Annotated in this window: 29 protein-coding genes; 7 read left to right on the forward strand and 22 right to left on the reverse strand. The window is 62.3% G+C overall.

Going from position 1 to position 25,483, the window contains the following annotated elements; all coding sequences use genetic code 11:
* Positions 1-18: 18 nt before the first annotated feature.
* Positions 19-672, reverse strand: a complete 654-nt coding sequence (locus tag R1T45_RS11805) for a helix-turn-helix transcriptional regulator (RefSeq protein WP_317391079.1) — start codon at positions 670-672, stop codon at positions 19-21.
* Between the two features lie 192 nt (positions 673-864).
* On the opposite strand from R1T45_RS11805, the gene R1T45_RS11810 reads away from it, so the two are divergent.
* Genes R1T45_RS11810 through R1T45_RS11825 form a run of 4 tightly spaced genes read left to right on the forward strand, consistent with a single transcriptional unit; the run spans position 865 to position 3,539 of the window.
* Positions 865-1,134 (forward strand): twin-arginine translocase TatA/TatE family subunit, encoded by a 270-nt coding sequence (locus R1T45_RS11810; protein WP_067940504.1) that lies wholly within the window; start codon positions 865-867, stop codon positions 1,132-1,134.
* A gap of 4 nt (positions 1,135-1,138) precedes the next feature.
* Positions 1,139-1,822 carry a Sec-independent protein translocase protein TatB gene (gene tatB, locus R1T45_RS11815; protein WP_317390910.1) on the forward strand — a complete coding sequence of 228 codons (684 nt, stop codon included), beginning with the start codon at positions 1,139-1,141 and terminating at the stop codon, positions 1,820-1,822.
* A 5-nt stretch (positions 1,823-1,827) separates the two neighbouring features.
* Positions 1,828-2,694 (forward strand): twin-arginine translocase subunit TatC, encoded by an 867-nt coding sequence (gene tatC / locus R1T45_RS11820; protein WP_317390911.1) that lies wholly within the window; start codon positions 1,828-1,830, stop codon positions 2,692-2,694.
* Entirely contained in the window at positions 2,691-3,539 is an 849-nt protein-coding gene (locus R1T45_RS11825; RefSeq protein ID WP_120351306.1) for an ATP-binding protein, read from the forward strand. Before tatC ends, R1T45_RS11825 begins: the two co-directional genes overlap by 4 nt.
* Positions 3,540-3,601: 62 nt before the next feature.
* Here R1T45_RS11825 and R1T45_RS11830 read toward each other — a convergent pair whose 3' ends face one another.
* From R1T45_RS11830 to cysG, 11 genes are all read right to left on the reverse strand, one after another.
* The gene (locus R1T45_RS11830; protein WP_162931846.1) at positions 3,602-4,858 is read right to left on the reverse strand and encodes a M23 family metallopeptidase; all 1,257 of its coding nucleotides are present in this window, start codon (positions 4,856-4,858) and stop codon (positions 3,602-3,604) included.
* A 60-nt stretch (positions 4,859-4,918) separates the two neighbouring features.
* On the reverse strand, positions 4,919-5,575 hold the full coding sequence (locus R1T45_RS11835; protein WP_007120302.1) for a protein-L-isoaspartate(D-aspartate) O-methyltransferase: 657 nt from the start codon (positions 5,573-5,575) through the stop codon (positions 4,919-4,921).
* Positions 5,572-6,357 carry a 5'/3'-nucleotidase SurE gene (gene surE, locus R1T45_RS11840; protein WP_317390912.1) on the reverse strand — a complete coding sequence of 262 codons (786 nt, stop codon included), beginning with the start codon at positions 6,355-6,357 and terminating at the stop codon, positions 5,572-5,574. The genes R1T45_RS11835 and surE overlap by 4 nt, the downstream gene beginning before the upstream one ends.
* Positions 6,358-6,429: 72 nt before the next feature.
* Entirely contained in the window at positions 6,430-7,083 is a 654-nt protein-coding gene (locus R1T45_RS11845) for an SDR family NAD(P)-dependent oxidoreductase (protein ID WP_120351303.1), read from the reverse strand.
* Between the two features lie 65 nt (positions 7,084-7,148).
* Positions 7,149-7,409, reverse strand: coding sequence for a pilus assembly protein PilZ (locus R1T45_RS11850; protein ID WP_317390914.1), 261 nt, complete (start codon positions 7,407-7,409; stop codon positions 7,149-7,151).
* A gap of 189 nt (positions 7,410-7,598) precedes the next feature.
* Positions 7,599-8,447, reverse strand: a complete 849-nt coding sequence (locus tag R1T45_RS11855) for a ferredoxin--NADP reductase (RefSeq protein WP_317390915.1) — start codon at positions 8,445-8,447, stop codon at positions 7,599-7,601.
* A 68-nt stretch (positions 8,448-8,515) separates the two neighbouring features.
* A complete protein-coding gene (locus tag R1T45_RS11860) occupies positions 8,516-8,944 on the reverse strand; it encodes a DUF934 domain-containing protein (protein ID WP_120351302.1) in 429 nt (142 codons plus the stop codon).
* Positions 8,941-9,732 (reverse strand): phosphoadenylyl-sulfate reductase, encoded by a 792-nt coding sequence (locus R1T45_RS11865; RefSeq protein WP_317390916.1) that lies wholly within the window; start codon positions 9,730-9,732, stop codon positions 8,941-8,943. Before R1T45_RS11865 ends, R1T45_RS11860 begins: the two co-directional genes overlap by 4 nt.
* Positions 9,722-11,398: a nitrite/sulfite reductase gene (locus R1T45_RS11870; protein WP_317390917.1), complete on the reverse strand. Its 1,677-nt coding sequence runs from the start codon at positions 11,396-11,398 to the stop codon at positions 9,722-9,724. The genes R1T45_RS11865 and R1T45_RS11870 overlap by 11 nt, the downstream gene beginning before the upstream one ends.
* A complete protein-coding gene (locus tag R1T45_RS11875) occupies positions 11,398-11,694 on the reverse strand; it encodes a DUF2849 domain-containing protein (protein ID WP_120351300.1) in 297 nt (98 codons plus the stop codon). The genes R1T45_RS11870 and R1T45_RS11875 overlap by 1 nt, the downstream gene beginning before the upstream one ends.
* Position 11,695: 1 nt before the next feature.
* Entirely contained in the window at positions 11,696-13,090 is a 1,395-nt protein-coding gene (gene cysG, locus R1T45_RS11880; RefSeq protein WP_317390918.1) for a siroheme synthase CysG, read from the reverse strand.
* Positions 13,091-13,234: 144 nt separating this feature from the next.
* Between cysG and R1T45_RS11885 the strand changes: the two genes are divergently transcribed.
* On the forward strand, positions 13,235-13,696 hold the full coding sequence (locus tag R1T45_RS11885) for an Lrp/AsnC family transcriptional regulator (protein WP_067265010.1): 462 nt from the start codon (positions 13,235-13,237) through the stop codon (positions 13,694-13,696).
* 38 nt (positions 13,697-13,734) lie between these two features.
* On the opposite strand, the gene tpiA is transcribed toward R1T45_RS11885, so the two are convergent.
* From tpiA to R1T45_RS11935, 10 genes are all read right to left on the reverse strand, one after another.
* Positions 13,735-14,484 (reverse strand): triose-phosphate isomerase, encoded by a 750-nt coding sequence (gene tpiA, locus R1T45_RS11890; protein ID WP_132444533.1) that lies wholly within the window; start codon positions 14,482-14,484, stop codon positions 13,735-13,737.
* An 85-nt stretch (positions 14,485-14,569) separates the two neighbouring features.
* On the reverse strand, positions 14,570-14,932 hold the full coding sequence (locus tag R1T45_RS11895) for a HesB/IscA family protein (RefSeq protein WP_120351297.1): 363 nt from the start codon (positions 14,930-14,932) through the stop codon (positions 14,570-14,572).
* A 54-nt stretch (positions 14,933-14,986) separates the two neighbouring features.
* Positions 14,987-15,700, reverse strand: a complete 714-nt coding sequence (locus tag R1T45_RS11900) for a DUF3307 domain-containing protein (RefSeq protein WP_317390920.1) — start codon at positions 15,698-15,700, stop codon at positions 14,987-14,989.
* A gap of 114 nt (positions 15,701-15,814) precedes the next feature.
* Positions 15,815-16,432, reverse strand: coding sequence for a hypothetical protein (locus R1T45_RS11905; protein ID WP_317390922.1), 618 nt, complete (start codon positions 16,430-16,432; stop codon positions 15,815-15,817).
* Between the two features lie 117 nt (positions 16,433-16,549).
* Positions 16,550-17,761: a glycerophosphodiester phosphodiesterase family protein gene (locus R1T45_RS11910; RefSeq protein ID WP_317390924.1), complete on the reverse strand. Its 1,212-nt coding sequence runs from the start codon at positions 17,759-17,761 to the stop codon at positions 16,550-16,552.
* A 187-nt stretch (positions 17,762-17,948) separates the two neighbouring features.
* Positions 17,949-18,311 carry an SUF system Fe-S cluster assembly protein gene (locus R1T45_RS11915; protein WP_067626181.1) on the reverse strand — a complete coding sequence of 121 codons (363 nt, stop codon included), beginning with the start codon at positions 18,309-18,311 and terminating at the stop codon, positions 17,949-17,951.
* A 93-nt stretch (positions 18,312-18,404) separates the two neighbouring features.
* Positions 18,405-19,787 (reverse strand): 30S ribosomal protein S6--L-glutamate ligase, encoded by a 1,383-nt coding sequence (gene rimK, locus R1T45_RS11920; protein WP_067626183.1) that lies wholly within the window; start codon positions 19,785-19,787, stop codon positions 18,405-18,407.
* A 68-nt stretch (positions 19,788-19,855) separates the two neighbouring features.
* Positions 19,856-21,547: a mechanosensitive ion channel family protein gene (locus R1T45_RS11925; protein ID WP_317390927.1), complete on the reverse strand. Its 1,692-nt coding sequence runs from the start codon at positions 21,545-21,547 to the stop codon at positions 19,856-19,858.
* Positions 21,548-21,619: 72 nt separating this feature from the next.
* Positions 21,620-21,895: an NfeD family protein gene (locus R1T45_RS11930; RefSeq protein WP_300051875.1), complete on the reverse strand. Its 276-nt coding sequence runs from the start codon at positions 21,893-21,895 to the stop codon at positions 21,620-21,622.
* Positions 21,895-22,773: an SPFH domain-containing protein gene (locus R1T45_RS11935; protein ID WP_132444573.1), complete on the reverse strand. Its 879-nt coding sequence runs from the start codon at positions 22,771-22,773 to the stop codon at positions 21,895-21,897. Before R1T45_RS11935 ends, R1T45_RS11930 begins: the two co-directional genes overlap by 1 nt.
* A gap of 128 nt (positions 22,774-22,901) precedes the next feature.
* Between R1T45_RS11935 and tgt the strand changes: the two genes are divergently transcribed.
* Both tgt and R1T45_RS11945 read left to right on the forward strand, forming a co-directional pair.
* The gene (tgt, locus tag R1T45_RS11940) at positions 22,902-24,029 is read left to right on the forward strand and encodes a tRNA guanosine(34) transglycosylase Tgt (RefSeq protein ID WP_317390929.1); all 1,128 of its coding nucleotides are present in this window, start codon (positions 22,902-22,904) and stop codon (positions 24,027-24,029) included.
* 109 nt (positions 24,030-24,138) lie between these two features.
* Complete coding sequence (locus R1T45_RS11945; protein ID WP_317390931.1) at positions 24,139-25,233, forward strand: alkene reductase; 1,095 nt, start codon at positions 24,139-24,141, stop codon at positions 25,231-25,233.
* Positions 25,234-25,483 lie beyond the last annotated feature (250 nt).

A 25,483-nucleotide genomic window follows, 5' to 3' on the forward strand; every position in this document is an offset into this window, starting at 1 on the left:
TGCGCCCGTGATTCAGGGCTAGGGGTGGTAGTCAGCCAGCGTTTTGCCCGGCTCGTCGACGAACAGCTCCGGCAAGGCCTCGGCGCTTTCGATCTGATTGATCGCGTAGGTAGCAAATTCCTTTTCATCTTCGCACCAGGCGGTCAGCATCCAAAACCGCCCCCAATTCTCAACCTTCAGAGGCCGTAGCACGCGGGCCTCTTCCCCCGCGACCCCGATCCGCAGCTTCTGACGCGCCAGCACCGCGGCGCGCAGCACCGGCAGATGGGCAAAAACCCGTGTGGCCTTGCCCTGCGCCGTCAGCGCCTGCGACCAAGCGGCCCCCTCGGCGATGGTCTCGGTCGGCAAGACCGCGTCGAACTTGGCGGCCAATGTCTCTGCCGCGCCCTGCAAGGCGGGGTCTCCAACCTCTGCCGCGACGGCAAGGCCGAGGTTCAGCGCCTCCAACTCAGACGGGGTTAGGGTCAGCGGGGGCAGGGTGATCGCCGGGGTGATCCGATAGCCTTCGCCCCGCGTCCCGACGATGGACAGGCCCGCCGCGCTGAGCTTGCCCATATCGCGGTAGATCGTGCGGGGGGAGACGCCAAACAGCCGGGCCAAATCCTCGGCCCGGTGCAGCCGCCCATCCCGCAGCCTGTCGATCAACCGCACGAGCCGATCTTCGGTTTTCACTGACACCATGACGCCTCCTGACGCTCCTGACAAAAACATGTCACAAAGGGAATTGCACGCCCGAAAATCGGCAGTCCTTCGCCCGCAGCACCGCCCAACCGCCGCTTTGCCCCTTCATGGTCCTGCCGCCGCCCGCTATCACAGGCAGGACGGCGCTGCATGACTTGCGCCAAACATGATGGGAGAACAGACATGTTGAACAATATCGGACTGCCGGGCCTGCTGCTGATCGCGGTTGTCGTGCTGGTGCTTTTCGGCCGCGGCAAGATTTCCTCGCTTATGGGTGAAGTCGGCAAAGGCATCACCAGCTTCAAAAAGGGCATCAGCGAAGGCGAAGAAGAGACCAAGCGCAGCGACGACATCAAACATGTCGACGAAGTGCACCATGCCGACCTGCCCGAGCATGCCGATCAGGGCACGCATCCCAAGACCGACCTGAAGGCCGACAAGGACCGGGTGTAACCCGATGTTCGATCTGGGTTGGACAGAACTTTTAGTCATCGGCGTGGTGGCCCTGATCGTGGTCGGCCCCAAGGATCTGCCCGTGCTGTTTCGGCGCGTTGGGCAATTCGTGGGCAAGGCCAAGGGCATGGCGCGTGAATTCAGTCAGGCCATGAACGACGCCGCCGACGAAAGCGGCATGCGCGAGATGTCGTCGTCGCTGAACAAGTCGCTGAAAACCGCGACCAACCCGCTGGGCAGCGCCATGGATGAGGTGAAGGACGCGACCCGCTCGCTGACCAACTTCGACCCCGAGAGCGAGACCGGCAAATTGGCGGCGCAAAAGGCCGAGGATGTGAGGAAGATCCAAGCCAGCACCGCCCGCGCCGCAGCCGAGCGCAAGCAGCGCGAAGCGGCAGAAGCCATGTCTCAGGCCGAGGCGGCAGAGGCAAAGTTGTCTGACGCGACCCCGGCCCGGGACGAAGCTGCGAAAGCTGCACCGGCACGGCCCGTGATCGAGAAAGACGCGGCACCAGCCAAGGCGGCGCCTGCTAAAGCGGCCTCAACCAAAGCGGCGCCGGTCAAAGCAGCGGCCAAAGCAGCGCCGGCCAAGGCAGCGCCGAAAAAGCCTGCTGCCAAGAAACCCGCTGCGAAAAAGCCTGCTGCCAAAAAGCCAGCGGCAGCCAAACCCGCTGCGAAAAAAGAGTAAGTTAAATGAGCGCCTCCGACGACTATGAGATCGACGACAGCTCGGCCCCGTTGATCGAACATCTGGCCGAACTGCGCACGCGGCTCATCCATTCGGTCATCGCCTTTATCATCGGCATGGTGATCTGCTTTACCGTCTGGAACCCGATCTTCAACTTCCTGACCGAACCGCTGTGTTCGGCCATGGCGGAACGGGGCCAAGAGGATTGCGGGCTGATCCTGATCAAACTGCAAGAAGGTTTCTTCGTTGCGATTTCGATCTCGCTTTTGGGTGGTTTGGTGCTGGGCTTTCCCTTCATCAGCTACCAGCTTTGGCGCTTCGTGGCACCGGGGCTCTACAAGAACGAAAAGGGCGCTTTTCTGCCCTTTTTGATCTCCTCGCCGGTGATGTTTTTCCTTGGTGCGGCCTTTGCCTTTTACGTCGTCACGCCGCTGGCCTTCGATTTCTTCCTTGGGTTCCAGCAGGCGGGTACGCTCGTCGGTGAGGGGCCAGAGGGTGAGAACGGCATCGCGGCCATCGCATTCCAAGGCTCGGCGCAGGAATACCTCTCGCTTACGATCAAGTTCATCGTGGCCTTTGGCCTGTGCTTCCAGCTTCCCGTGCTGCTGACCCTGATGGGCAAGGCCGGGCTGGTCAGTTCCGAAGGTCTGGGCAACGTGCGCAAATATGCCGTGGTGGCGATCCTTGTGTTGGCTGCCCTTGTCACGCCGCCAGATGTGATCACGCAGGTGATCTTGTTTGTTGTTGTCTACGGCCTTTACGAAATCTCGATCTTCCTCGTGCGTCGGGTCGAGAAAAAGCGCGACGAGAGGCTGCGCGAAGAGGGCTACTTTGACGACGAAGACGAGGAAGACGAGGAAGACCTGCTGTGATCGACGATCCGATGGACCGTATCGCAGCGGCGCTGGAGCGTATGTCTCCGGCGCCGCTGTCCGCCCCGGACTTTGACGCCGCGACCGCATTCGTCTGGCACACCGACCCCGACCGTCTGGTACCGGTGCCGCAGGTCGCGCGAATCGACCTGCCGCTGTTGATTGGCGTCGACCGGGCGCGGGATACCCTTCTGGCCAACACCCGCCAATTCGCGGCGGGTCTGCCTGCGAACAACGCGCTGCTCTGGGGTGCGCGTGGCATGGGAAAATCCAGTCTTGTCAAAGCGATACACGCAGATGTTCAGGCATCACATGAAGCGTTGCGCATCGTCGAATTGCAGCGCGAAGACCTGCCCTCGGTCGGGCGGCTTCTGACACTGCTGCGCGGGGCGTCGCAGCGGTTTATCCTGTTTTGCGATGACCTTAGCTTTGGCCATGATGACGCGCATTACAAGTCGCTGAAGGCGGTGCTGGATGGCGGCATCGAAGGGCGGCCCGAGAATGTGGTGCTCTACGCCACCTCGAACCGCCGTCATCTGATGCCGCGCGACATGATCGAAAATGAGCGGGGCAGTGCGATCAACCCTTCGGAGGCGGTCGAGGAAAAGGTCTCTCTCTCCGATCGTTTCGGGCTTTGGCTTGGGTTCCATCCCTGCGATCAAGACCAGTATTTGGCGATGATCCGCGGCTATTGCGATGCCTTCGGCGTAGAAATCGACGACGACACCCTGCGCGCAGAGGCTGTCGAATGGCAGGCCACACGCGGGGCGCGGTCGGGCCGGGTGGCATGGCAGTATTTCGTGGATTTGGCTGGCAGAAAGGGCGTTCCCGTCTCAGGAGGGTAACCGCGCCTGTCTGGTGCTTCAGCAAAGAGGCCCGCAAGTTCTGCGGGCCTTTTTTTGTTTGATTACTGGATGTAGGGCGTCGGATCGACGCTCTCAAAGCCCTTGCGGACCTCAAAATGCACATGCGATTCCGATCCGCCGCGCAGTTTGGCGATCTGCTGGCCCCGGCTGACGGTATCGCCCTTGGCGACATTCACGCCGTCCACATTGGCATAGACCGTGAGCAGGTTGTCCGGGTGGCGCACCACGACAATCGGAATGCCCTCGGCGCTTTTGGTGATCGCGGCCACGGTGCCCCCTTCGGCGGCCTTCACCGGCCCGCCGGGGTTGCCCTTGATGTTGATGCCCTCGTTCTTGCCCTTGGAATAGGCGCGGATGATGGAGCCTTGGACCGGCGGTGTCATCTTCGTCGTTTTTGCAGGGGCGGTGGGTTTGCCGACATCGGCCACAGGCTCTTTCGGCTCGACTTTGGGAGGCAATGGTTTCGCCGTCTCATCCTGCGGCAGCGGTTTGGCCGCCGAAGGAGGCGTCGGCGTGGGGCTGCCCGCGCCGGGTGCGCTGGTGACAGGTTGCACGGGGCGCGAGGCGGCGGCACTGGATGCGGTGTTGGTCGCCTGACGCGGGGGCGCTTGTTTCTCTACCGGGATCAGCAGGAATTGCCCCTCGCGGATCGCGAAATCGGGGCCGAGGCCGTTCCACTCCGCCAGCGCTTTGACCGGCACGTTATAGAGGCGCGCAACGGTATAGGCGGTCTCGCCACGCTCGACCCGGTGGCGCACCGGCTCTTTCGCCGATTGCGGCGCGGTAGGCTGAGGCGCTGTGGGCTGCGGCGCGGTGGTGCCGGTGCTTGCAGGGGGCAGGCTTTGCGTTTGCACGCTCGGCGTCGCCGGGGCGCGGTCGATGGCGCTGCCCGCAAGGGTGGTGATATCGACGGCGCCATTGGTGCCGGGGGCAGGTTCGGCGACCCGCCGGGGCAGGGCGATGATCTCTCCTTGGCGAAGCGGGACGCCCGGATCAATGCCGTTGTAGCGTGCGAGTTCGCCGCTGTCGGCCCCGACACGCGCGGCCACGTCTTTCAGCGTATCGCCACGGCGGGCGACGGCGACTTGATAATTGGGGTAGGCGATCACGCCCCGGGCGTCGGGCTTGGGGCGGTCCGCCAAGGGGCCGCGTGCCGCTTCGGCGGTGGAAAACCCATCGCCAAAGGTGCTGCGCATATCGTAATCCAGTGGCTGATTTTCGCAACCTGCCAGCAGTATCGCACTGGTCCCGGCCATTAGGGTCAGCCGCATGGGGCGGCGCAAGCGTGTTTGGCGCATCTGCAAGTCCTCATCTTCGCCCCAGACGGTAAGGGGCGTTGTCCGTGTCTCTCTAACCTATTAGCCGTCCTTGCCCAAGCCTTCCAGCAGGGGGACAAAGCGCACGGCGCGCAATTCGTCGTATTCCAGCCCATCAGCGGTCTTTCGCACGCGGATGAGGTGTTGGACGGTGTCGGATTGGCCGACGGGCAGCACCATGATGCCGCCTTCTTTGAGCTGGGCCAGCAGGGGGCCGGGCGGGTCTTCGGCGGCGGCGGTCACGATGATCCTGTCAAAGGGTGCCTGTTCGGCTAGGCCAAAGCTGCCATCGGCGGTGATCGCCGTGATGTTGTTAAGATCCATCGCCTCGAACACGCCGCGCGCCTCTTGCACCAAGCGCCGGTGCCGGTCGATCGTATAGACCCGCCGCGCAAGCTTGCTGAGGATCGCGGCCTGATAGCCCGAGCCGGTGCCGATTTCGAGCACCTTATCGCGCGACGACACCTGCAAGGCTTGGCTCATCAAACCCACGACAGAGGGCTGGCTGATGGTCTGGCCGCAGGCGATGGGCAGGGGCATATCCTCATAGGCGCGGCTGGCGAAGAGGCCGCGGATAAAGGGGCCGCGGTCGATCGCTTCCATCGCTGTCAGCACGCGCGCATCGGTCACGCCCTTGGAGCGCAGCGCATAGAGGAACTGCATCTTGCGTTCGGCTTCAGAGATCGGCTCTTCGTTCATCCGTTGATGCCTGTGAGTGTTTCAAGCGCTGCGTGGTCCGTCAGGTCACAGCGCATTGGCGTGACTGAGACATAGCCATCAAGGTTCACACAGGCGTCACTGCCGGGCGCTGTCTGCACGCGCTGGTCGCCGCCTTTGATCCACAAAAAGCGGCGGCCCGAGGGCGACAGATGCGCCTCGGTGGAGAACCCGGTGGCGGGGCGGCGGCCTTGAGGGGCGAGCCGGATGCCGCGCACATCGGCGCCCGCGACGGGGGGGAAGTTCACGTTATAGAAAAGGCCATAGGCCGCTTCTTCGCTGGGGCTATGCTCCAGAATGCGGCGACAGGTCTCGACGCCATGCTGGGCTGCGGCCTCATACGGATCAGCCAGATCGCGGTTGGCGGGGCCGTAGTATTGCGACAGGGCGATGGCGGGCAGACCCTGCAAGGCCGCCTCGATCGCGCCGCCGAGCGTGCCGGAGTAAAGCGCGTTCTCAGCCGCGTTGTTGCCCCGGTTCACGCCCGAAAGCACCAGATCGGGGGGCGCGGCGGTCATCGTGTCGTGGATCGCGGCAAGGACGCAGTCAGCGGGAGAGCCTTCGGTGGCAAAGACGCGGTCGTCCAATTGCGAAATCATCATCGGTTTGGTGTAGCTGATGCAGTGGCCGACGCCGGATTGCTCAAACGCGGGTGCGACGGTCCAGACCTCGCCCTTGGGCCCGGCCAATTCCTCGGCAATGGCGCGCAGCACGGCCAGACCGGGCGCGTTGATGCCGTCATCGTTTGTAATCAAAATACGCATGAAAGGCCCCTTTTTGCCTTGATAGGCGAGGGGCGGACCGGCGGCAAGCGCAGCGCGCCGGTGCCGCGCGGTTCACAAGGCGGAGTTTTCCGACAGTTGCGCCAATACCGCAGCGGCCTGCGTGGCGGTGTCACTGAGCGCTGCGCGGTCTTCACCGGGAAAGAAACGCGCGCGGGTGGCAGTGGGCATCGGGTCGGGGGTGAGGATATGCACGCGCGGGCCGATCTGCGCGGTTTCAACCTGCCAAGAGGTCGCCAGCGCGATCTGCGCGGCCTTGGTCGACCCGTAGCTGCCGAAGAATTTCGTGCCAGCACGCGGATCATCAAAGAAGACCGCCGTGCCCTCTGCCCCCAAAAGCGGGGAGACAAAGGTGATCAGCCGCGCCGTGGCGGTGACATTGCCCGCGATGGATTTCTCCATATCCTTGGCGTCAATGTGATCGGTGGGCGTTAGTGGGGCTGCGTGCACGGCGCAGTGCAGCCAGAGGTCAAGCCCGCCCCAACGGTCGTGGATGCCCCGGCAAAGCACCGCCATCGCATCGGCGTTGGTGATGTCCATCGGGGCCAGTGTGGCGCTGCCACCCTCGGCTTGGATACGGTCATCCAGCTCTTCCAACGCGCCGGTCGTGCGACCGACGGCGATGATGTGGTGGGTGGGGGCCAAAGCCTCTGCCAGAGCGGCCCCAAGGCCGCGCGACGCGCCGGTGATCAATGCTGTCTTGCTCATGCCCGCGATGTGCACTGCCCCGGGCGGCAGGTCAAGAGGCGCGGTGTCGCGCCTCCTTGAGCCGCTCAGCCCTGCGGCAGGCGCAGCACTTTGTTGCCGCGGCGGCTGGAAAGCACCAATGTGCCTTGCCCAATGGCCGAAACAACGCCGCCAGCGACTTGGTCGCCCACTTCAACGCGGGAGATTTTGCCGCCGCCTTCGCGGATCAGCGCGCCGGGCGTAGCGTCGCTGCCGAAAATACCAATCAGCGCTGTGCTGGACAGATCGGCCTTTTCAGTTGCCAGATCGGAGACTTTCTTTGGGGTCGGGGTCCCAGTGCTCGTCATGATGTGCCTTTCGCCTGTGGTTGCGTTTTGCGCGGCAGTCCCCCGCGCTCGCAAGGCGTCAGCTAACCCCTGCCGCAGTGCAGCGGAAGGGGGCGTTTTTGGGATGCGCAGGGTTCTGCCAGAGCGTCGGCAAAGCAGCGCCGACGACTCACTTGTAACGCTGCGACCTTTCGTAAGGCTTAACCTGGGTTAGCCCACAAAGGCCTTTTCCACGACGAAATGCTGGGGGTCGGAATTGGCGCCCTCGGTGAGGCCAAAGCCTTCGAGTATCTCCATGATATCCTTGTTGAAGCCCAAGCTGCCGCAGACCATGGCGCGGTCGTGGGCGGCACTGATCTGGGGCACGCCGAGATCTTTGAACACCGTGCCATCCTGCAAAAGGTTCGTGATCCGGCCCATCTTGGGGCTCTCTTCGCGGGTGGTGGTCGGGTAATAGCGGATCTTGGCGAGGTTTTCGGGGCCGATCAGCTCTTGCATCAGTTCGTCGGCCTTCAGCCCTTCGATCAACTGGCGGCCATATTCCAGTTCCGCCACATCGCGGCAGGTGTGGGTGACGATGACCTCATCGAATTTCTCATAGGTCTCAGGCTCGCGCAGCAGGCTGGCAAAGGGGGCAAAGCCCGTACCGGTGGCGAACATCCACAACCGGTCGCCCGGCAGCAGCGCGTCATGCACCAGCGTGCCCACGGGCTTGGGCCGCAGGATGATCTGGTCGCCGGGCTGGATGTGCTGCAGTTTCGAGGTCAGCGGGCCATCCTGCACCTTGATCGAGTAGAACTCCAGCTCATCGTCCCACGCGGGGGAGGCGATGGAATAGGCGCGCAGCAGGGGTTTTTGTTTGCCCGTCTCGGGGTGCGGATCGCCCATCAGGCCGATCATGACAAACTCGCCCGAGCGGAAGCGCAAGGACGCGGGCCGCGATACCCGGAACGAGAAAAGCTGATCCGTCCAGTGGGTGACAGAGGTCACGGTCTGGGCGTCGGGCAACGTCGGGACGGGCTTGGCGGCGGTTTGGTTCACTGTGCTCTGCTCGGTCATCATGGTTTCCGCAAATCGGTTTGCGGCCTCTACTTATGGCAAGGAAGGGGGGAGGGCAATGAAGCGGCCTATTTGGCCGCCGCTGCCTGTGGGGAGGCTCCGCGAAGGCGGGACTGATAGTCATGGGCCTGCCAATCGGCGCGGGCCAGCCATTGGTCCTCAGGTTGACGCGCGGCGAGATCATCGTCGATCTCAACCTCATCAAAACCCGCGCGGCGGGCCATGGCGTATTGGTCGGCCAGCACGTGCCCGCGGGCGCGCAAACGGCCCGTGTAGCCCCGCAGGCGTAGGACACGTGCGATGGTAAAGCCGCGCCCATCCGCGAAAGAGGGGAAATCGACGCGGATCATCTCCAGCGCCGGGGCGAGGGAGAGGGCATGGGCATCGGCGTCAGAGGCCAGATCGACGGCGCGGCAATCATTCGCCGCACCATCCTCGCAATAGCCATGGGTCCAGTCGTCGGCGGTGAAACCTGTGTCGGTTACGAGTACGCTCATGATTTGTCTCCTGTTCGGACCACTTTGCCGTTCTCAAAGTGGATGCCGCATTCTTCTTTGTTCTGATCGCGCCAGCGCCCGGCACGCGGGTCTTCGCCGGGTGCCACGGGCGAGGTGCAGGGTGCGCAGCCGATCGAGGGATAGCCCTTGGCCACCAGCGGATGCCGGGGCAGGCGGTTCTCGGTGATGTAATCGGCCACATCCGAGGTTGCCCAATAGGCCAGCGGGTTCACCTTGATGCGCGGGGCAGCGCCATCGTCGGGGATCTCGACTTCAAAGAACTCCAAGGCCGCGCGGCTGCCGGATTGAAAGCGTTTGCGTCCGGTGATCCAGCCGTCATAGCCCGCCAGCGCGTTCTGCAAGGGCCGCGTTTTGCGCAATGCGCAGCAGGCGTCGGTGTCATACTGGTGCAGCGTGCCATCGGGATCCTGTGCTGCGATCTCTGCGCTGCGCAGGGTGGTGACCTTGCGCAGGCCCAGCCGCTCGCTCAGCTCCTGCTGGTAGACGAGCGTTTCGGCAAAGAGCATCTCGGTGTCGATAAAGAGCACCGGGATATCCCGCGACACCATTGAGGCAAGGTGCAAGAGCGCCACCAATTCCGCGCCAAAGCTTGAGACGAGGGTGAGGTTCTCGATCTCGGCATAGGCGCGGCGGATGACATCCGTCGCCCCGTGGTGGCGCAGGTCCGCGTTGAGCCGTGCGACTTTTTCCTCGACCGCGCGCAGCCCCTCGGGGGGCGGCGCATCGGTATTTGAGAAAGGATGAAGTTCAGGGGTGTCAAGCGGCATTGGCCCGGTCCTTATTGGCCGTCTCGGGGTAGAGCACCGCTTTGAAAGGCGCGAGCCCGAGGCGGCGGTAGGCTTGCAAGAAGGTCTCTGCAGGATCGTTGCGCAGGTCGAGGTAGCCCAGAACAAGGCGTTCGATGGCCGGAATGATCTCCTCGGCCGAGAAGCCGGGGCCGGTGCGGGTGCCAAGACTCGCATCCTCGGTGCCATCGCCGCCAAGGGTGATCTGGTAGTTCTCCACGCCCGCGCGGTCGAGGCCGAGGATCCCGATGTGGCCCACATGGTGGTGGCCGCAGGCGTTGATGCAGCCCGAGATCTTGATCTTGAGCGGGCCCACGTCATGCTCCAGCTTCAGCTCGTCAAAGCGGGTGGCGATTTCTTGGGCGATGGGGATCGAGCGGGCGGTGGCCAGCGCGCAATAGTCCATGCCGGGGCAAGCGATGATGTCCGAGATCAGGCCGATGTTGGCAGTAGCCAGCTTGGCCTCTTTCAGCGCGGCATGCAGTTCGGGCAGGTCGCTGCGGTGCACGTGGGGCAGGATCACGTTCTGCTCGTGGCTAATGCGCAGCTCGTCATGGCCAAAGCGGCGCGCGAGATCGGCCATCACGCGCATCTGGTCGGCTGTGGCATCGCCCGGTGTGGCGCCGTGGGCCTTGAGGCTGATCGACACGATGGCATAGCCCGGCGCGCGGTGTTCGGCGAGGTTGGTATCGGCCCAAGCGCGGAACACGGGATCGTTGGTATAAGCAAACTCGTAGGCCGCGAGGGAGGCGGTTTTGAACTGGGGTGCTGCGAAATCGGATTCAATGCGCGACAGCACTTGTTGATCCACGCCGGTGAATTGGCTGCGGATCAGGGCGTATTGCGCGTCAACGCGGGCGCGGATGTCTTCGATGCCGTTTTCGTGCACGGTGATCTTGATCCGCGCTTTGTATTTGTTATCGCGGCGGCCCAGCACGTTGTAGACGCTGACGATGGCTTCGAGCGTGGGTAGGAGGTCGTCATGCTTCACGAAATCATAGAGCACCTTGCCGATCATCGGGGTGCGGCCAAGGCCGCCACCGACGATGACTTCGAAGCCCTGTTCGCCATCGCGTTCGACGATGCGCAGCCCGATGTCATGGGCTTTGATCACCGCACGGTCGGCGGCGGCACCGGTGACGGCCACCTTGAACTTGCGCGGCAGGAACTGGAACTCGGGGTGGTCGGTGGACCATTGGCGGATCAACTCGGCCACGGGGCGGGGATCGGCCACCTCATCGGCGGCGGCACCGGCGAAATGGTCCGCCGTCACGTTGCGGATGGTATTGCCGGAGGTTTGGATGGCGTGCAGGTTCACCTCGGCCAGCGCGTCGAGCATGTCGGGCACGTCGCGCAGCTCGGGCCAGTTGTACTGGATGTTCTGGCGCGTGGTGAAGTGGCCGTAGCCCTTGTCCCATTTCTCGGCGATGAAGGCGAGCTTGTCCATTTGCGCGCTGCTCAGCGTGCCATAGGGGATCGCCACACGCAGCATATAGGCGTGCAGTTGCAGGTAGAGCCCGTTCATCAGGCGCAGGGGTTTGAACTCATCCTCAGTGAGCGAGCCGTCGATGCGGCGCTCGACTTGGGCGCGGAACTGGGCGTTGCGCTCGGCGAGGAATTTGTCGTCGAATTCGGTATAGCTATACATCACAGGGTCTCCTGTTTGCCGTGGGCGTAGTTCGACGGGCCTTTGGCGCGGAACTCTTCGCGAAAGTGTGTGGGCTTGGGGCCGCTGGCCTCGGGGGCCACATCAGCGAGGTAGACGCCGACGACCAGATCCTGCTGACTGAGCGCGTCGATCAGGCGCAGATCGGCGTCGGCCTCATCGGTCAGCACTTCGGCCTCGGAAAGGCTGCGGGTCCAGCCGGTGGCGGTTTGGTAGACAACGTCGCCTTCGAGCAGCGCATTGGCGGTGATGACCTTGGGGGTGAAAGGCTTGGGCATATCAGGCCAGCTCCTCTAGCGGGGTTTGGGTGGCAGCTTGGACGGCGGCGCGCGGGGCGAGGCCGTAGAAGGTGAGCGCGGGGCCGGTCATTTCGGCATCGGCCAGATCGCGCGGCAGATCGTTGAGCGTGGTGGACAGCACCCGCTGATCGGCGCGCGAGGCGTTTTCGATCACAGTCACGGGCGTGGCGCGGTCGGCGCCGTGCATCAGCAGGCGGCCTTGGACAAAGCGGGCGGATTTCTTGCCCATGTAGATTGCGGCGACCTCATTCGGGCGTGCAAGGGCGGCCCAATCGTGATCGGCGAAGCCTTTCATGTCGTGCCCGGTCAGGAAGCGGACCGAGGCATTGCGGCCCCGTTTGGTCAGGCTTTGACCGATGCCCGCCACAGCGGCGGAGGCGGCGGTGATGCCGGGTACGATGTGCCAGCCGATGTCATGGGCGTCGACCGCGTCGATCTCTTCGTCAAGGCGGCCAAAGACGGTGGCATCGCCGGATTTCAGCCGTACCACCTGTGCGCCGCTCTGGGCGTGTTCGACCAGCAGGGCGTTGATGTGATCTTGGGCAGTGGAGGGGCCAAAACCCTCTTTGCCCACGTCGATCATCAGCGCTTCGCGGCGGGCGAGTTCGAGGATTTCGGGGCTGATCAGACGGTCGTAGATCACCACATCAGCTTCGTCCAGCGCGCGGCGAGCTTTGAGGGTCAGCAGTTCCGGATCGCCGGGGCCGCCGCCAACGAAAGCCACATGGCCGTCGCGGGCTTCGCGGGCGAGGTGGGTCTGCAGCAGGTCTTTCAACGCCGGGCGCACGGTGTCCTTGCCTTCGGCCATGGCGCGGGGGCCAGTGGCGAAGTAATACTCACGCCAGAAATCGCGGCGCGCGCGGCCCATGGGCAGGGCGTCGGCCAGCTTGCGAAAGCCTTTGCCGATCCGCGCGAGCGGGCCAAGGGTGACGGGCAGACGCTCTTCCAAGTCGGCTTTGATGGCGCGGGCCAGCACCGGGGCGGCGCCTTCGGTGCCGATGGCCACGGTCACCGGGTCACGGTCGACGATGGCGGGGGTGATGAACTGGCTATCATGCAGGTTGTCGACGATGTTCATCAATACGCCCGCCGCGCGGGCAAGGGCTGCATTCTCGGCATCCAGCGCGTCATCTTCATCGGCTGCGTAGAACAATAGTGCACCGGGCAGGTCGGTGGCAGTGAGGGCGCGGCGGTGCAGGGTCAGCTTGCCCGCCGCCTGCCATTCGACAAGCTCTGGCGCGGGGTCGGGCGCAAAGATATGCAGCGCGGCTTTGGTCTTCATCAGCAGGCGCAACTTGGCCAGCGCCGCTTCGCCGCCGCCGGAAAGGAGGATCTTTTGCTCGCTCGTGGCGAGGAAGATGGGAAAGTGATCCATGATGCGCCCTGTATTCTGTTTGACGTGACCTCTTATATAGGAAATATTCCCGATAATTGGCTAGTTGCTGGCGCAGATAAGAACATGTGTTCGCTATGGCCGTAGGTTGAGTATGAACGTCCTGCCGGGACGAGAGAGAAGAGAATGACTGTCCGAATTGATGAGACCGACCGGAAGATTTTGGCGCAGCTGCAACGGGATGCGAGCCAATCGCTGGACGATATCGCCCGCGAAGTGGGCTCTTCGAAGACCCCGGTGTGGAATCGGATCCGCAAATTGCGCGAGGCCGGGGTGATTGGCCAGCAGACGGTTGTGCTTGATTCAGAGGCACTTGGGTTCGAGGCGTGTTTTTTCGTTCTGATCCGCACGTCAGAGCATGAGGCGGCGTGGCAGGCGGCGTTTTTGCAGGCATTGAAAGACCGGCCCGAGGTCCAGGAAGCGCACCGTTTGGCAGGGGATATCGACTATATTTTGAAGGTGCGGGTCAAGAACGCGCGGGCCTATGACGTGTTCTATCAGGCGCTGATTTCGGAGGTGAAGGTGCACAACGTTACGGCGCTTTTGTCGATGGAAGAGATCAAGTCGACGACGATGCTACCGCTTTAAGAACGCGGGGCGGGGCACCACTGCCCGCCCCGGTTGTTTTAGGACTGCGCGAGCGCTGCCACGATGGGCGCGAAGTCTTCGGCCTTGAGGCTGGCCCCACCCACAAGCGCGCCGTCGACGTTTTCCACCGCGAAAATCTCGACAGCATTCGCGGCCTTGACCGAGCCGCCGTAGAGCAGGGGAAGCGCATTGCCGATCTCTGCACCGAAACGATCGATCAAGCGCGTGCGGATGAAGTCATGTACTTCTTTGATCTGTGCGATGCTGGGCACTTTACCGGTGCCAATGGCCCAGATGGGCTCATAGGCGATCACGGTATTTTCCGCATCAACCGCATCGGGGAGGGAGCCGTCGAGTTGCCCGCCGATGACGTCGAGCGTTTGATCAGCGTCCCGCTCGGCTTCGCTTTCGCCAATGCAGACGATGGCGGTGAGACCCGCGGCCCAGGCGGCACAGGTCTTGGCCTGCACGTCGGCGTCGGTTTCCCGGTGGGCGTCGCGGCGCTCAGAATGGCCGAGGATCACATGGGTGGCGCCGCTGTCGGCGACCATCGTGGCGGAGATGTCACCGGTATAGGCACCTGCACCTTCGGTATGGCAATCCTGCGCGCCGATTTGAATCGGGCTGCCGTGGGTCGCATCGGTGGCGCGGAACAACAATGTGCTGGGTGGGCAGATCACGACCTGCGGCGGGTTTTCGGGCAGGCCGGTGGCAAGGCTGTGAAGCTCTGCCAAAGAGGCGGCGGTGCCGTTCATCTTCCAGTTGCCGGCGGCGATTTTGGGGCGCATCGGATCCGTCCTGATCTGTTGATATTGCTAGATCAGTTCGCAGGCCCGCAGCCTTTCGTCAAGGCCGTGGGCCTGACGGGCGCGCTTACTTCGCGCCCAAGCTTTCGTCGAACTTGATGGATTCGCCGCAGCCGCAGGCTTCGGTCACATTGGGATTGCGGAACTTGAAACCGGACTCGAGCAGCGTTGTCTCATAGTCGATTTCGGTGCCAAAGAGGAACATCTGCGCCATCGGGGCGATCATCACCCGCGCGCCGTCCTGTTCGACGACCTCATCGTTGGGGTCAGTCGCTTCGACGTAATCCATGGTGTATTCCATGCCCGCACAGCCGCCTTTCTTGACGCCAATGCGCAGCCCTGCGTGGCCCGCCGATTGCATCAGTTTTGCAATCTGGCCAGCGGCTTTGGGGGTCATGGTGACGGCTTGCTTGCCGGGAATGCCAAACATGTCAAATTCTCCTATGCGGCCAAGATAGGGATGCGGGGCGGTGATCTCAAGCCGTCAAAGGGAATTCATTGCCGCCAGCGTAGCAAAGGCCACGATGAGCGCCCAACCGAAAGAGGCCAGCGTCCCGATGATGACGTATTCGCTTATTTTCTGGTTCTTTTTCACCGTGTCAAAGCGCAGGATCGACTTTGCCGCGATGAGAAATCCGATGCCCGTAGGCTCGCCGATCATGACCATCAGAAAGATAAGCGCGCGTTCCAGCAGACCAATGACCCTGCCTGCGTTCTCCAAGCCGTCGGGCTGAGCCTGCGCTTTGTGGGGCAACATCAAGCCGCCCACCGCAGGCCCGCCTGCAAGGGTGGCGGTGATCAGCCCCGCAAGGAAGAAGGCAGGCGGAATGAGCGTTGTGCTGTGAGCAGCCCAGAGACCAATGGCAAAAGCCTCTGGAGTATAAAGGGTGAAGACCGCGATGGTCGCAAGATGGGCCGCTTGATCGGTGAGGTAGGGCCAGAGCCGCTCGCGGTGCTGCTCTGGAACGGCGTAGGTTTTGATCGCATCAATCCCGACATGGGCGAGGGCGAGAAGGCCAACTGGGAGGAGGCTGCCCCCGAGGGCCAGCGCAGTCGCGGCAAAGACGATGACACCGTGCAGCAGAAGTATGTGGGGTTTGCGTTTGGCGGCGACCATCGCGTTGGTCTGAAATACGAAATCCGCCAACAAATGGGCGAGCAGGCAAGCGAGGGCGGTGGCGATGGCCTGTTCGGTCATAAGGGGTCCGGCTGTTGGGGGTGGTTGTTATTTGAAAAGCTGCAGCGGGCTGTGGCAAGGGTCTTTCCCAAGAATAAATACAGGCATATTTGGCTGTAATGCCTGATAACAGCGTTATTGGGTTGTTTTTTGTTCCTCTAGCACGTCGCAAACCTCTCGCAATTCATCTATCCCCGCCGCGTCTACGTGGCCCTGAACACTCTGCTGCGTCAGGCCAAACCGCTGCGCGAGCTCCGCTTGCACGGGCGGCTCAGGGGCCAGCATGTAATAGGCGACATCGGCTTGGCGCTTGGTCCAACCGGTTGCGATCCGGTCGGCGAGGGGGAGGGCTGCACGCAACGCGAGGGTGGCATCCGGGGCATGCATGCGCCGCGCGCGGGGCATGGCGTCGAGGGCGTGACCGGAACGAACCAGCGCCGCCCCATCGGCACGAGCGAGGTCGTCGCCTGCGAAATGCGCCTCGCCTATTCCGATGCCAAAACGGGTGTCTGCGGTCTTGCCGCAGCGGCGCACGGCGGCGCGTAGAACGAGGGCCGCGCGGAGGGTGAACTTTGGCGCTACAGCCATTTGCCAGCCGTCACCGCGAAAGCGGGTCATGCGGCTGGACTGGCCTTGCCATGTCGTCAGGGCCTCGGCGGCGTCTTCGAGACGCGCGAAAACAGTATCCAACTCCGCCCGGCTCATCGCGGAGGATTTCACGATATCTCCGGTAAAAATCGCCCAAGTTTCCATGGCTTGCCCCTTGTTTCCCGCAATGTCGCAGGAAGGCGAAATCCATGCAAGCCCGGCCAACGAAAAGGGCCGCCCGAGATGGGGCGGCCCTGAGGATGGTCCAACGCGCGGCGCGGATCAGAGGCCCATGCAGTTCGCGTAATAGGTCACGGTTGCGGGCCAATCGGAGAAGACACCGGCCACGCCCACGTCTTGGGCCAGCACATCCAGCGCCACCAGATAGTCGCTGTCGTCTTTCACAACATCGTTGACCGACTGGAAATACCAACCGCCACCGGAGGCCAGCGGGCCGGAACGCTCCAGCGTCCAAGCGATCAGGGTCAGGCCTGCTTCTTTCGCGGCCATGGCGTAATCTGAGCCAGCAATTTCGCCCTCTTTGTTGGTCAGCATCATGTTGAGCGATGGGGCGAGGTAGTTGACGCCCTTGGCTTTCAGATCGGCGAAATCCTCGGCCCATGTCTCGGCGTTTTGCTCATCGAAACCGTCGGACCATTGTACCAGATAAACTGCCTGTTTGCCGAATTCGGGCGTGTTCTCAACCCAGTAGAGCACATCGTCAAGGTTGAAGGACTGCGGCCAAACGTCAGAGGCCGGGATGCCCGCAGCGACATATTCATCAACCAGTTTCTGCGCATAATCTTCCTGAGAGAAACCGTCATGGGGCATCTCGACAGAGGGGGATTTCAGCTCGGGCGTGAATTTGGCGCCCAAGGATTTGAACAGGTCGATCGATTCCGCATGGGTCATCAGATCGGCTTTGTCGCTGTAAAGTTCGGTGCGGAAGTTCGCGACGCCGCCCTGATAGTCTTCGGCGGTGGTGGCGGTCTTGTCGGCACTGTCCATCTTGGGCGTCAGGGCGCGGAACTCTGCCAGCGTGATGTCAGAGGTGCGGCATTCGGCGCTGGCTGGCGTGTCGCCCGACGCGGCGGTGAAGCCGGTGGTGCATTTCTCGGCCAGATCAGAGACGAGGATGTTCGTCGTGGTGTGCAGATCGTTCTGCGCGTGGCGGCAGACCAGTTCATGGTCGGCGGTAAAGGTCACGTCGCATTCCAGAATGCCCGCGCCCATCCGCGCGGCGGCGACATTGGATTGCACGGTGTGTTCGGGAAACATCAGCGGCGCGCCCCGGTGCCCGATGGAGAAATCGGACTTGGCGGCGTCTTGACCCATGCAAGAGGCCAGCTTGTCCTTCAGGTCGCCCTCGGGCAGCTTATCCACCAGATAGGCGGGGCGGGGGCCGTATTCGACCGGTGTCGCTGCAGAATGAGCTTCGGCCAGCGCCATGCCGGGCGCGAGGGCCAGAGCGGCGAGAGAAACAAGGGGTCGCATAATGTTATCCGTTCGTGAATGAAGTTCTGAGCGCTTCTATGGGGGGGCTGTGTAACGGTTTCACGACCGGATCATGTCAGTCGAATGAACAATCCGGCGCGCCCCCATTCGGCACGACGCGGCCAAAGAAAAACGCCGCCGATGACCTGCATCGACGGCGTTTATTGTTCGCTCTGCGAAACTGGGCTTACATGAAGCCCAGTTCAAGCCGGGCTTCATCAGACATCATGTCCATGCCCCAAGGCGGTTCCCAAACCAGCGCCACATCGACCTGCTTGACCCCCGCAATCGGTTCGACCGCATCGGCGACCCATCCGGGCATTTCTCCCGCGACGGGGCAACCGGGCGCGGTCAGCGACATCTTGATGTCGACTTCGTTCTCGGCGTTGATGTCGATCGTGTAGATCAGCCCGAGTTCATAGATATTCACAGGGATCTCAGGGTCATAGACCGTGCGACACGCCTCAACGACCTGCTCGTAAAGCGGGTGGTCGGTGGAAGAGGGCGCAATCAGCGGTGTCCCTTCGAGCGGTTGGGTCTGTTCGGTCATCTCTTGCCTCGCATCATTCTCGACGTTTTATATAGGGATTGCGGGGCGGGGCGTAAAGTGGCCCGACGCCCGGAGGGCGAGGGGCCGCCCCGGTCAGCCCCCTTTGCGACGCCGCGCAGGTTGCGGCTTCACACGGGCTTCGATCTCATCATAGACCTTACCGACGATGTCTTTCTTGGTGGCGTTTTCGATCCCTTCGAACCCGGGGGAGGAGTTGACCTCAAGCACCTTTGGGCCGCTTTCCGAACGCAGCAGGTCGACCCCGGCGATGCCAAGGCCAAAGGCCCGCGCGGCGCGCACGGCAGTGTCGCGTTCCTCTTTCGAGATCCGTACCACCTTGGCCGAACCGCCCCGGTGCAGGTTCGAGCGGAAGTCGCCCTCCGCCCCGGTACGTTTCATGGAGGCGACAACCTTGCCCGCCACCACGAGGCAGCGGATATCCTCGCCGGCGGCTTCCTTGACGAAATCCTGCACGAGAAAGTTGGCGCGCAGGCCCCGGAAGGCGTCGATCACACTCTCGGCAGCCTTTTTGGTTTCGGCCAGTACGACGCCCTTGCCTTGGGTCGATTCCAGCAGCTTTACGATCAGCGGTGCGGTGCCCACCAAAGCCATCAGGTTTGAAGTGTCCTTGGGCGATGCAGCAAAAGCGGTGGTCGGCATGCCGATCTTTTTCGCCGCCAAAACCTGATGCGCGTGCAGTTTGTCGCGGCTGGCGGTGATCCCAGCAGAGCCGTTGACGCAATAGGTGCCAATCGTCTCAAACTGACGGATCACGGCGGTGCCATAGGGGGTGATTGACGCGCCGATGCGCGGGATCACGGCGTCATAGCGGGGCAGGCGCTTGCCGTCGTAATGCACCTCGGGGGCCAGCTGGTTGATCGCCATATAGCAGCGCGTGGTGTCGATGACCTCAACCACATGGCCGCGGGCCTCTCCGACCTCGACCAGACGGCGGGTCGAGTAATTGTCTTCGCGGCTGAGCACCGCGATGCGCAGGGCACGCTGTGGTGCGGTGTGGCGCAGGCTGGCTGTGTGGTAAACGTCATAGTTCAGGTCCGGCTGCAAACGCCGCTCTGTCGCCGAGATGTTGATGTGCTCGGTCAGCGCCTGACGGCCCAGCAACATGCGGCTGGTCATGCTTGCCCGGTTGGTCAGGGTAACGTCGATGGGCCAGCTTTGGCCGTTCACTTCAATCGTGGTCGCGATCACGAAACGATGCTCGGATTCGCCGTTGGAGGAGGTGACCTCGCGCCGGTCGATGAGCGGCGCCGAGCAGGTGATGGAAATATCATCGCGCCCCGAGATCGGATGCACGTTAAAACGGACCTTGGGCTTGGAGGCGGGGCCGAAAACCTCAATATCGTGGGCATGCAGCGCCGAGGTGCGCGCGCCGGTGTCAACCTTGGCCTTGATCGCGGGAAGGCCAAGATCGGGCAGGGCCACCCATTCTTCCCAGCCGAATGTCAGTTTATCCATTGCCTGCTCCTTGGGTGATTGGTCTGCCTGCCTAACCTGCGGCAGGGATCGCTTCAAGCGATGCTGTGTTACGGTTTGCCCATATCCGCGGGGGCGGGGGGCAACATGCGGACGTCGTCTTCTTTCTCCATCCGCGCCGCAGCGGCGAGGAGTTCTTCGCGCACCCGGCATTCGATGTCCCAAAAGGTCGCCGCATTGTCGGTGGGCAGTTCAAAGCGAACTTTGATGCCGAATGCGTCTTGCTCAAGCACATGGACCTTGGCCTTGTCCATCGGTTTGACGTCATTGGGGTCTTCTTGGGCCAAAAGATTAAAGAACACCCGGCGCAGCGCCGCCACATCGGCATTCTGCGACAGGGTCAGGATGATGGGGCGTACCATGGCGTGGTCCTCGATCGACCAATTCTCAAACGCATCAGAGACGAAATAGCTGACCGGAACGATCAGACGGGTACCGTTCCAGTTCAAAAGTTGCACGTAGGTGAAGTGGATCCGCTCTACCGTGCAAAAATGCCCCTCAAAGATCAGCTGGTCGCCAATCCGGGCGGAACGGTTCAGCGCGATCTGGATGGAGGCAAGGATATTGCCCAGAACTTCACGCGCAGCGAAACCCAGTACGATGGTCACCGCACCGGCAGAGGCCAGCAGCGACAGGCCCAGAGTGTTGTCCGCATTGCTTGAGACCAAGATCACGCCAGAGGCCACCAGCACCGCGATCACGATCACCCCTTTGCGGGCAGCGGCGATTGTGGTGGCAATGGACCGCATATGCGCGTTCATCGGGTCGGCCAACTCATAGGCGTTGTTGGGGCTGATCCGGTCGAAAATCTCGTCAAAGGTAAAGACAATGGCGAGGGTCGCGGCGGTCACATAGGCGATCAGCAGAATGGGGCTTAGTACTGCATCGATGAAACCGGACACCACCAACACCCGGCTGGTGGCCGTGCCGATAATCGCGGCGCAAAGCACGATAGCGGCGGGCCAACGGAAGGACCGTAGTACAAAGCGCATCCAGCGACGCTTGGCCACTTCGCCCAGACGACGCATAAAGCCAAAGGCGAACCAGCCTGCCGTCAGGGCCGCCACCAACAACAGCGGCAGAAACAGCACCTCCCAAAGGTACATGCCCCAAAAGGCGCGGATCCGCAGCCAATCGGGCAGCATCGTCTCAAGCTCCGTTGGCCCGTATTGCGCGTGAAGGTGGGGAATGTTGTCGGTGCTCTGGCGCGAGAAGACCCAGACGGGTTCGGCGTCCTCTCCGGGTTTGATCCGATTGAGCCGCAGGGGCACATCATGGCCGCCCAGTTCCAGCCGGTCGATCAGCAGCGAGCGGCGCACGCGCCCGGTGTCGTTATCCTCGGCCGAGCCAGAGAGCCAACCGTCGGGCCGGTCCGCCAGTTTGCGCCATGGCACGACGACCTTGCGCTCCATCAGGACCGAAAGCTGAAAGGCGCGTTCAGTCCCGATGACGGCCTGATCGGCTTGGGGCAGGTCCGACAAGTCAAGGATATGCGCCGCGTCGGAGTAGTGGCCATTGTCCGTTAGGTAAATAAAGCTTTCCAGCGCGGCCATCGGCGTGCCCCGGTCCAGTGTCTCGGGCGGGGGCGGCAGGCCGGGGTTCAGCTCGGTCGTTTCAAACCATGCCTCTTGCGCCTGTCCGGAGGCGGCGGCAGCGAGCATTGCCAGCGCCAGCACAAAGGCCCCCAGAAAACGAGGAATTACAGACGCGAAAGCGCGTGAGAGTAGGGCAAGCCGCTGCATGGATAGCGCAATGTAGCGGGGGTTCGGGCAATTCAAGGCTGCGCCACGCTTGTTCATGCCATTTGCGGGCGTTTAGTTTTCGTTGATGTCACGGGTGACGATCCGCGCGCCGCTGGACTGCCGTTTGAAAACCGCCCGCAGAACCAGCCAAGCGATGAGCGACAGAACCGCAAAGATCGCCAGCATCAAGGCCACATTGGCCGGTGCCCAAAACGCAACCACCACTGCCATGCCAAGCGCGCCGAGCGCGAAGCCAAGGAAGATCGAACCGGGCAGCAAAAGCTCAATCACGCCAAGGGCCAAGGCCGCGCAGACCCAGACCCACCAGAGTGCCAGCCAAGCCGCCATCAGCCTTTCCCTCTGAGCAGTTTGAAAGCATCGCCAAAGGCCTCTAACGCCTGCGCGGGGACAAGGATGGTCTGACTGCCCGCGCCCTTGCCCATGGCATTCAGCGCATCGACTTGTTTCAGCGCGATCTGGTAGTGCGCGGCGTCGAGCCCGTTTTCGTTGATCGCCGTGGCGACGACTTGGGTGGCATAGGCTTCGGCATCGGCCAGAATGCGCCGCGCCTTGGCGGTCTGCTCAGAAGCATAAAGCTCGGCCTCGGCGGCCAGTTCCACGGCGCGTTTCTTGCCCTCGGCCTCTGTCACTTGTGCGCGGCGGGCGCGTTCGGCGTTGAGCTGTTGCATCATGGCGGCGCGGGTGGCGGCATCTAGGTTCACGTCCAGTATTTCGGCTCGGGTCACTTCGATGCCCCAACTGTCCACGGCATCTTCGACGCTGGCTTTTATCGTGGTGATCAACTGGCTGCGGTTGGCTTGCACCTCGTCGAGGTCCATCTTGCCGATCTCGGCGCGGACGATCCCCGCCACGGTGGTTGAGATTGCGCTGTCCACGTTGCGGATGCGGTAAACGGTCTTTTCCGGCTCGGTGATGCGGTAAAACACCGAGGTATCGACCTGCACCAGCACGTTGTCGCGGGTGATGGCGTCTTGGCTGGCGGTAGGCAACTGCCGCTCTAGGATCGAGATTTTATGCGCCACATGATCGATAAACGGCACGATCATGTTGATCCCCGGGCCCAAGACCGCGCGCAGACGGCCAAAGCGTTCAATCACATGCTGTTCGGATTGCGGGACGATCTTGACCGATTTCAGGATCAGGATCACGACCAACAGGGCCAGCAAAAGCCAAGCGAGGTTATTCTCCAAAAGGCCGATCAGCATGTCTTCGAGGGGCAAGGCCGTAATCCTTTGAATGATATCATTTTTACGCAATCCTCGCTATTTTACCTTTATTGCATGTTTCTCGCCACTGGTTTATCGCGCCAGTCGCAGCCAGAGAGGGCCAGAGTATGACCAGCACCGGATTCACCAAACACGCGCAGGACGGCAAGGCACGCAGCGGCGTGATCCAAACCACGCGCGGCGACATCCGCACGCCCGCCTTCATGCCCGTGGGCACGGCGGCGACGGTCAAGGCAATGATGCCCGAAAGCGTGGCATCGACGGGCGCTGATATCCTGCTGGGAAACACCTACCATCTGATGCTGCGCCCCACGGCGGAACGTGTGGCCGCCTTGGGCGGGCTGCATAAATTCATGAACTGGGACAGGCCGATCCTGACGGACAGTGGCGGCTTTCAAGTGATGAGCCTTGCCGGGCTGCGCAAGCTGACCGAGCGTGGCGTGACCTTCAAAAGCCATATCGACGGCTCAAAACATGAAATCACGCCGGAACGTTCGATGGAGATTCAGGAACTGCTTGGCTCCGACATCGTCATGTGTTTCGACGAATGCCCCGCGCTGCCCGCCGACCGCGACCGCATTGCCGAAAGCATGCGCCTGTCGATGCGCTGGGCCAAGCGCAGCCGCGAGGCGTTTGGAGATCGTCCCGGTCACATGCTTTTCGGCATCCAGCAGGGCGGGCTTGAGCAAGACTTTCGCCAAGAGAGCGCCGAGGCGCTGCGCGAGATTGGTTTTGACGGCTATGCCGTCGGCGGTCTGGCCGTGGGCGAGGGGCAGCAGGCGATGTTCTCTACTCTTGATTTCGCCACCGACATGCTGCCCGAAGACAAACCGCGTTACCTGATGGGCGTGGGCAAGCCTGACGATATCGTGGGCGCCGTGGCGCGGGGCATTGATATGATGGACTGCGTGTTGCCCTCACGCTCTGGCCGGACGGGGCAGGTCTTTACCCGGATGGGGGTGCTCAACATCAAGAACGCGCGGCACATGGACGATCCGCGCCCTCTCGATGAAAATTGCAGCTGTCCGGCCTGCCAAAACTACTCACGCGCCTATCTGCACCATGTTTTCCGCAGCCAAGAGATCATCTCGTCGATGCTGCTGACATGGCACAACCTGCAATACTACCAAGACATCATGGCGGGCATGCGCGAGGCCATCGCGGCGGGCCGCTTTACCCAGTGGCAGGCCGACTTCCACGCAGGGCGCGAGCAGGGCGATATCGACCCGCTTTAAGGGCAGGGCGGCGGCGTATTCTCACGCGAAATTGTGCTGACGGTCCTTGCTGCATTGCGGCAGGGTCTTAGGTGCCCTTGCACAGTCTATTGCAAGGAAAGGCCCGAATATGACCGAGAAGCTATTTACCCCCTTCACCGCCGGTGAGATTGTGGCCGACAACCGTCTGGTGATGGCCCCGCTGACCCGCAACCGTGCAGATAACGAGACTGGCGAAGTCTCGGACATGCATGTCGAGTATTACCGCCAGCGCGCGGGAGCGGGCATCATCATCACCGAAGCCACCCAGATCAGCCCCGAGGGCAAAGGGTACTTCCAAACCCCCGGCATCCATACCGAAGGCCAAGTCGCCGCATGGCGCAAAGTGACCGATGCGGTGCATTCCGAAGGTGGGCGCATCGTGATCCAACTGTGGCACGTGGGCCGGATCAGCCATACCTCCCTGCAGCCCGAGGGCGGCAAGCCTGTCGCACCCTCGGCCATCGCGGCGGGGGTAAAAACCTTTACCGCCAACGGGTTTGAGGATACTTCAGAGCCGCGCGCGCTGGATATGGATGAGATGCCGCGTCTGGTCGCGGACTACGCCCATGCCGCCGAAATGGCCAAAAAAGCCGGTTTCGACGGGGTCGAAGTGCATGGGGCCAATGGCTATCTGCTGGATCAATTCCTGAAAACCGGCAGCAACAAACGCGATGACGCCTATGGCGGCAGTGTGGAAAACCGCGCGCGGTTGCTGTTTGAAGTGCTGGATGCTGTGACAAAGGTCTGGGGCGGTGAACGTGTCGGCCTGCGGCTCTCGCCCTTCTCGCCCGCCAATGGGATCGAAGACACCGACCCGCAGGAGACGTTTGAGTATGTCGTCAAAGGGTTGAACCGCTACAACCTCTCTTATCTGCACCTCGTCGAAGGTGCGACGGGCGGCTCGCGTGAGCTGGACGAAGGCGAAAGCATCGCCGCCCTGCGCGCGCTCTTTGAGGGGCCCTATATGGCCAATAACGGCTATGACCGTGAGATGGCGATTGAGGCCGTGGGCAATGACAAGGCCGATCTGATCGCCGTGGGCCGCCCCTTCATCGCCAATCCCGATCTGCCGCGTCGTTGGCAGATGAACGGGCCGCTGAACGAGGGCGATACCGATACCTACTACGGGGGCGGGCGCGAAGGCTTTACCGATTATCCGACACTGGAACAGGCCGACGCCTGATCAATTACGGGATCAATTACGGGATCAATTACGGGGCGCCCATGCGGCGCCCCGTGCCACGGCGCGCGGAATTGGGGCGAAATCAACCCAACGCGCGCTTGCCTCCACCCCGCCGAAGCGCGATGATGGCGGCCTAATACCCCGCAAGGGATTGAAACAGGCGGATGGGATGCACACATATCCTGTCCAGAAAAGGGGATGTCAGAGGCCGCCTATGACAGGGGCCCGGATGTCTTGCTAAGATAAGGAA

It is taken from the genome of Sulfitobacter sp. LC.270.F.C4, from assembly GCF_032922545.1.
Taxonomy (GTDB): domain Bacteria; phylum Pseudomonadota; class Alphaproteobacteria; order Rhodobacterales; family Rhodobacteraceae; genus Sulfitobacter; species Sulfitobacter profundi.

Bases quoted from the DNA above. Each gene is read 5' to 3' on its own strand.
- R1T45_RS11810 (WP_067940504.1), top strand. From the start codon at position 865: ATGTTGAACAATATCGGACTGCCGGGCCTGCTGCTGATCGCGGTTGTC.
- tatB (WP_317390910.1), top strand. From the start codon at position 1,139: ATGTTCGATCTGGGTTGGACAGAACTTTTAGTCATCGGCGTGGTGGCC.
- tatC (WP_317390911.1), top strand. From the start codon at position 1,828: ATGAGCGCCTCCGACGACTATGAGATCGACGACAGCTCGGCCCCGTTG.
- R1T45_RS11830 (WP_162931846.1), bottom strand. From the start codon at position 4,858: ATGCGCCAAACACGCTTGCGCCGCCCCATGCGGCTGACCCTAATGGCC.
- R1T45_RS11835 (WP_007120302.1), bottom strand. From the start codon at position 5,575: ATGAACGAAGAGCCGATCTCTGAAGCCGAACGCAAGATGCAGTTCCTC.
- surE (WP_317390912.1), bottom strand. From the start codon at position 6,357: ATGCGTATTTTGATTACAAACGATGACGGCATCAACGCGCCCGGTCTG.
- R1T45_RS11845 (WP_120351303.1), bottom strand. From the start codon at position 7,083: ATGAGCAAGACAGCATTGATCACCGGCGCGTCGCGCGGCCTTGGGGCC.
- R1T45_RS11850 (WP_317390914.1), bottom strand. From the start codon at position 7,409: ATGACGAGCACTGGGACCCCGACCCCAAAGAAAGTCTCCGATCTGGCA.
- R1T45_RS11855 (WP_317390915.1), bottom strand. From the start codon at position 8,447: ATGACCGAGCAGAGCACAGTGAACCAAACCGCCGCCAAGCCCGTCCCG.
- R1T45_RS11860 (WP_120351302.1), bottom strand. From the start codon at position 8,944: ATGAGCGTACTCGTAACCGACACAGGTTTCACCGCCGACGACTGGACC.
- R1T45_RS11865 (WP_317390916.1), bottom strand. From the start codon at position 9,732: ATGCCGCTTGACACCCCTGAACTTCATCCTTTCTCAAATACCGATGCG.
- R1T45_RS11870 (WP_317390917.1), bottom strand. From the start codon at position 11,398: ATGTATAGCTATACCGAATTCGACGACAAATTCCTCGCCGAGCGCAAC.
- R1T45_RS11875 (WP_120351300.1), bottom strand. From the start codon at position 11,694: ATGCCCAAGCCTTTCACCCCCAAGGTCATCACCGCCAATGCGCTGCTC.
- cysG (WP_317390918.1), bottom strand. From the start codon at position 13,090: ATGGATCACTTTCCCATCTTCCTCGCCACGAGCGAGCAAAAGATCCTC.
- R1T45_RS11885 (WP_067265010.1), top strand. From the start codon at position 13,235: ATGACTGTCCGAATTGATGAGACCGACCGGAAGATTTTGGCGCAGCTG.
- tpiA (WP_132444533.1), bottom strand. From the start codon at position 14,484: ATGCGCCCCAAAATCGCCGCCGGCAACTGGAAGATGAACGGCACCGCC.
- R1T45_RS11895 (WP_120351297.1), bottom strand. From the start codon at position 14,932: ATGTTTGGCATTCCCGGCAAGCAAGCCGTCACCATGACCCCCAAAGCC.
- R1T45_RS11900 (WP_317390920.1), bottom strand. From the start codon at position 15,700: ATGACCGAACAGGCCATCGCCACCGCCCTCGCTTGCCTGCTCGCCCAT.
- R1T45_RS11905 (WP_317390922.1), bottom strand. From the start codon at position 16,432: ATGGAAACTTGGGCGATTTTTACCGGAGATATCGTGAAATCCTCCGCG.
- R1T45_RS11910 (WP_317390924.1), bottom strand. From the start codon at position 17,761: ATGCGACCCCTTGTTTCTCTCGCCGCTCTGGCCCTCGCGCCCGGCATG.
- R1T45_RS11915 (WP_067626181.1), bottom strand. From the start codon at position 18,311: ATGACCGAACAGACCCAACCGCTCGAAGGGACACCGCTGATTGCGCCC.
- rimK (WP_067626183.1), bottom strand. From the start codon at position 19,787: ATGGATAAACTGACATTCGGCTGGGAAGAATGGGTGGCCCTGCCCGAT.
- R1T45_RS11925 (WP_317390927.1), bottom strand. From the start codon at position 21,547: ATGCAGCGGCTTGCCCTACTCTCACGCGCTTTCGCGTCTGTAATTCCT.
- R1T45_RS11930 (WP_300051875.1), bottom strand. From the start codon at position 21,895: ATGGCGGCTTGGCTGGCACTCTGGTGGGTCTGGGTCTGCGCGGCCTTG.
- R1T45_RS11935 (WP_132444573.1), bottom strand. From the start codon at position 22,773: ATGCTGATCGGCCTTTTGGAGAATAACCTCGCTTGGCTTTTGCTGGCC.
- tgt (WP_317390929.1), top strand. From the start codon at position 22,902: ATGACCAGCACCGGATTCACCAAACACGCGCAGGACGGCAAGGCACGC.
- R1T45_RS11945 (WP_317390931.1), top strand. From the start codon at position 24,139: ATGACCGAGAAGCTATTTACCCCCTTCACCGCCGGTGAGATTGTGGCC.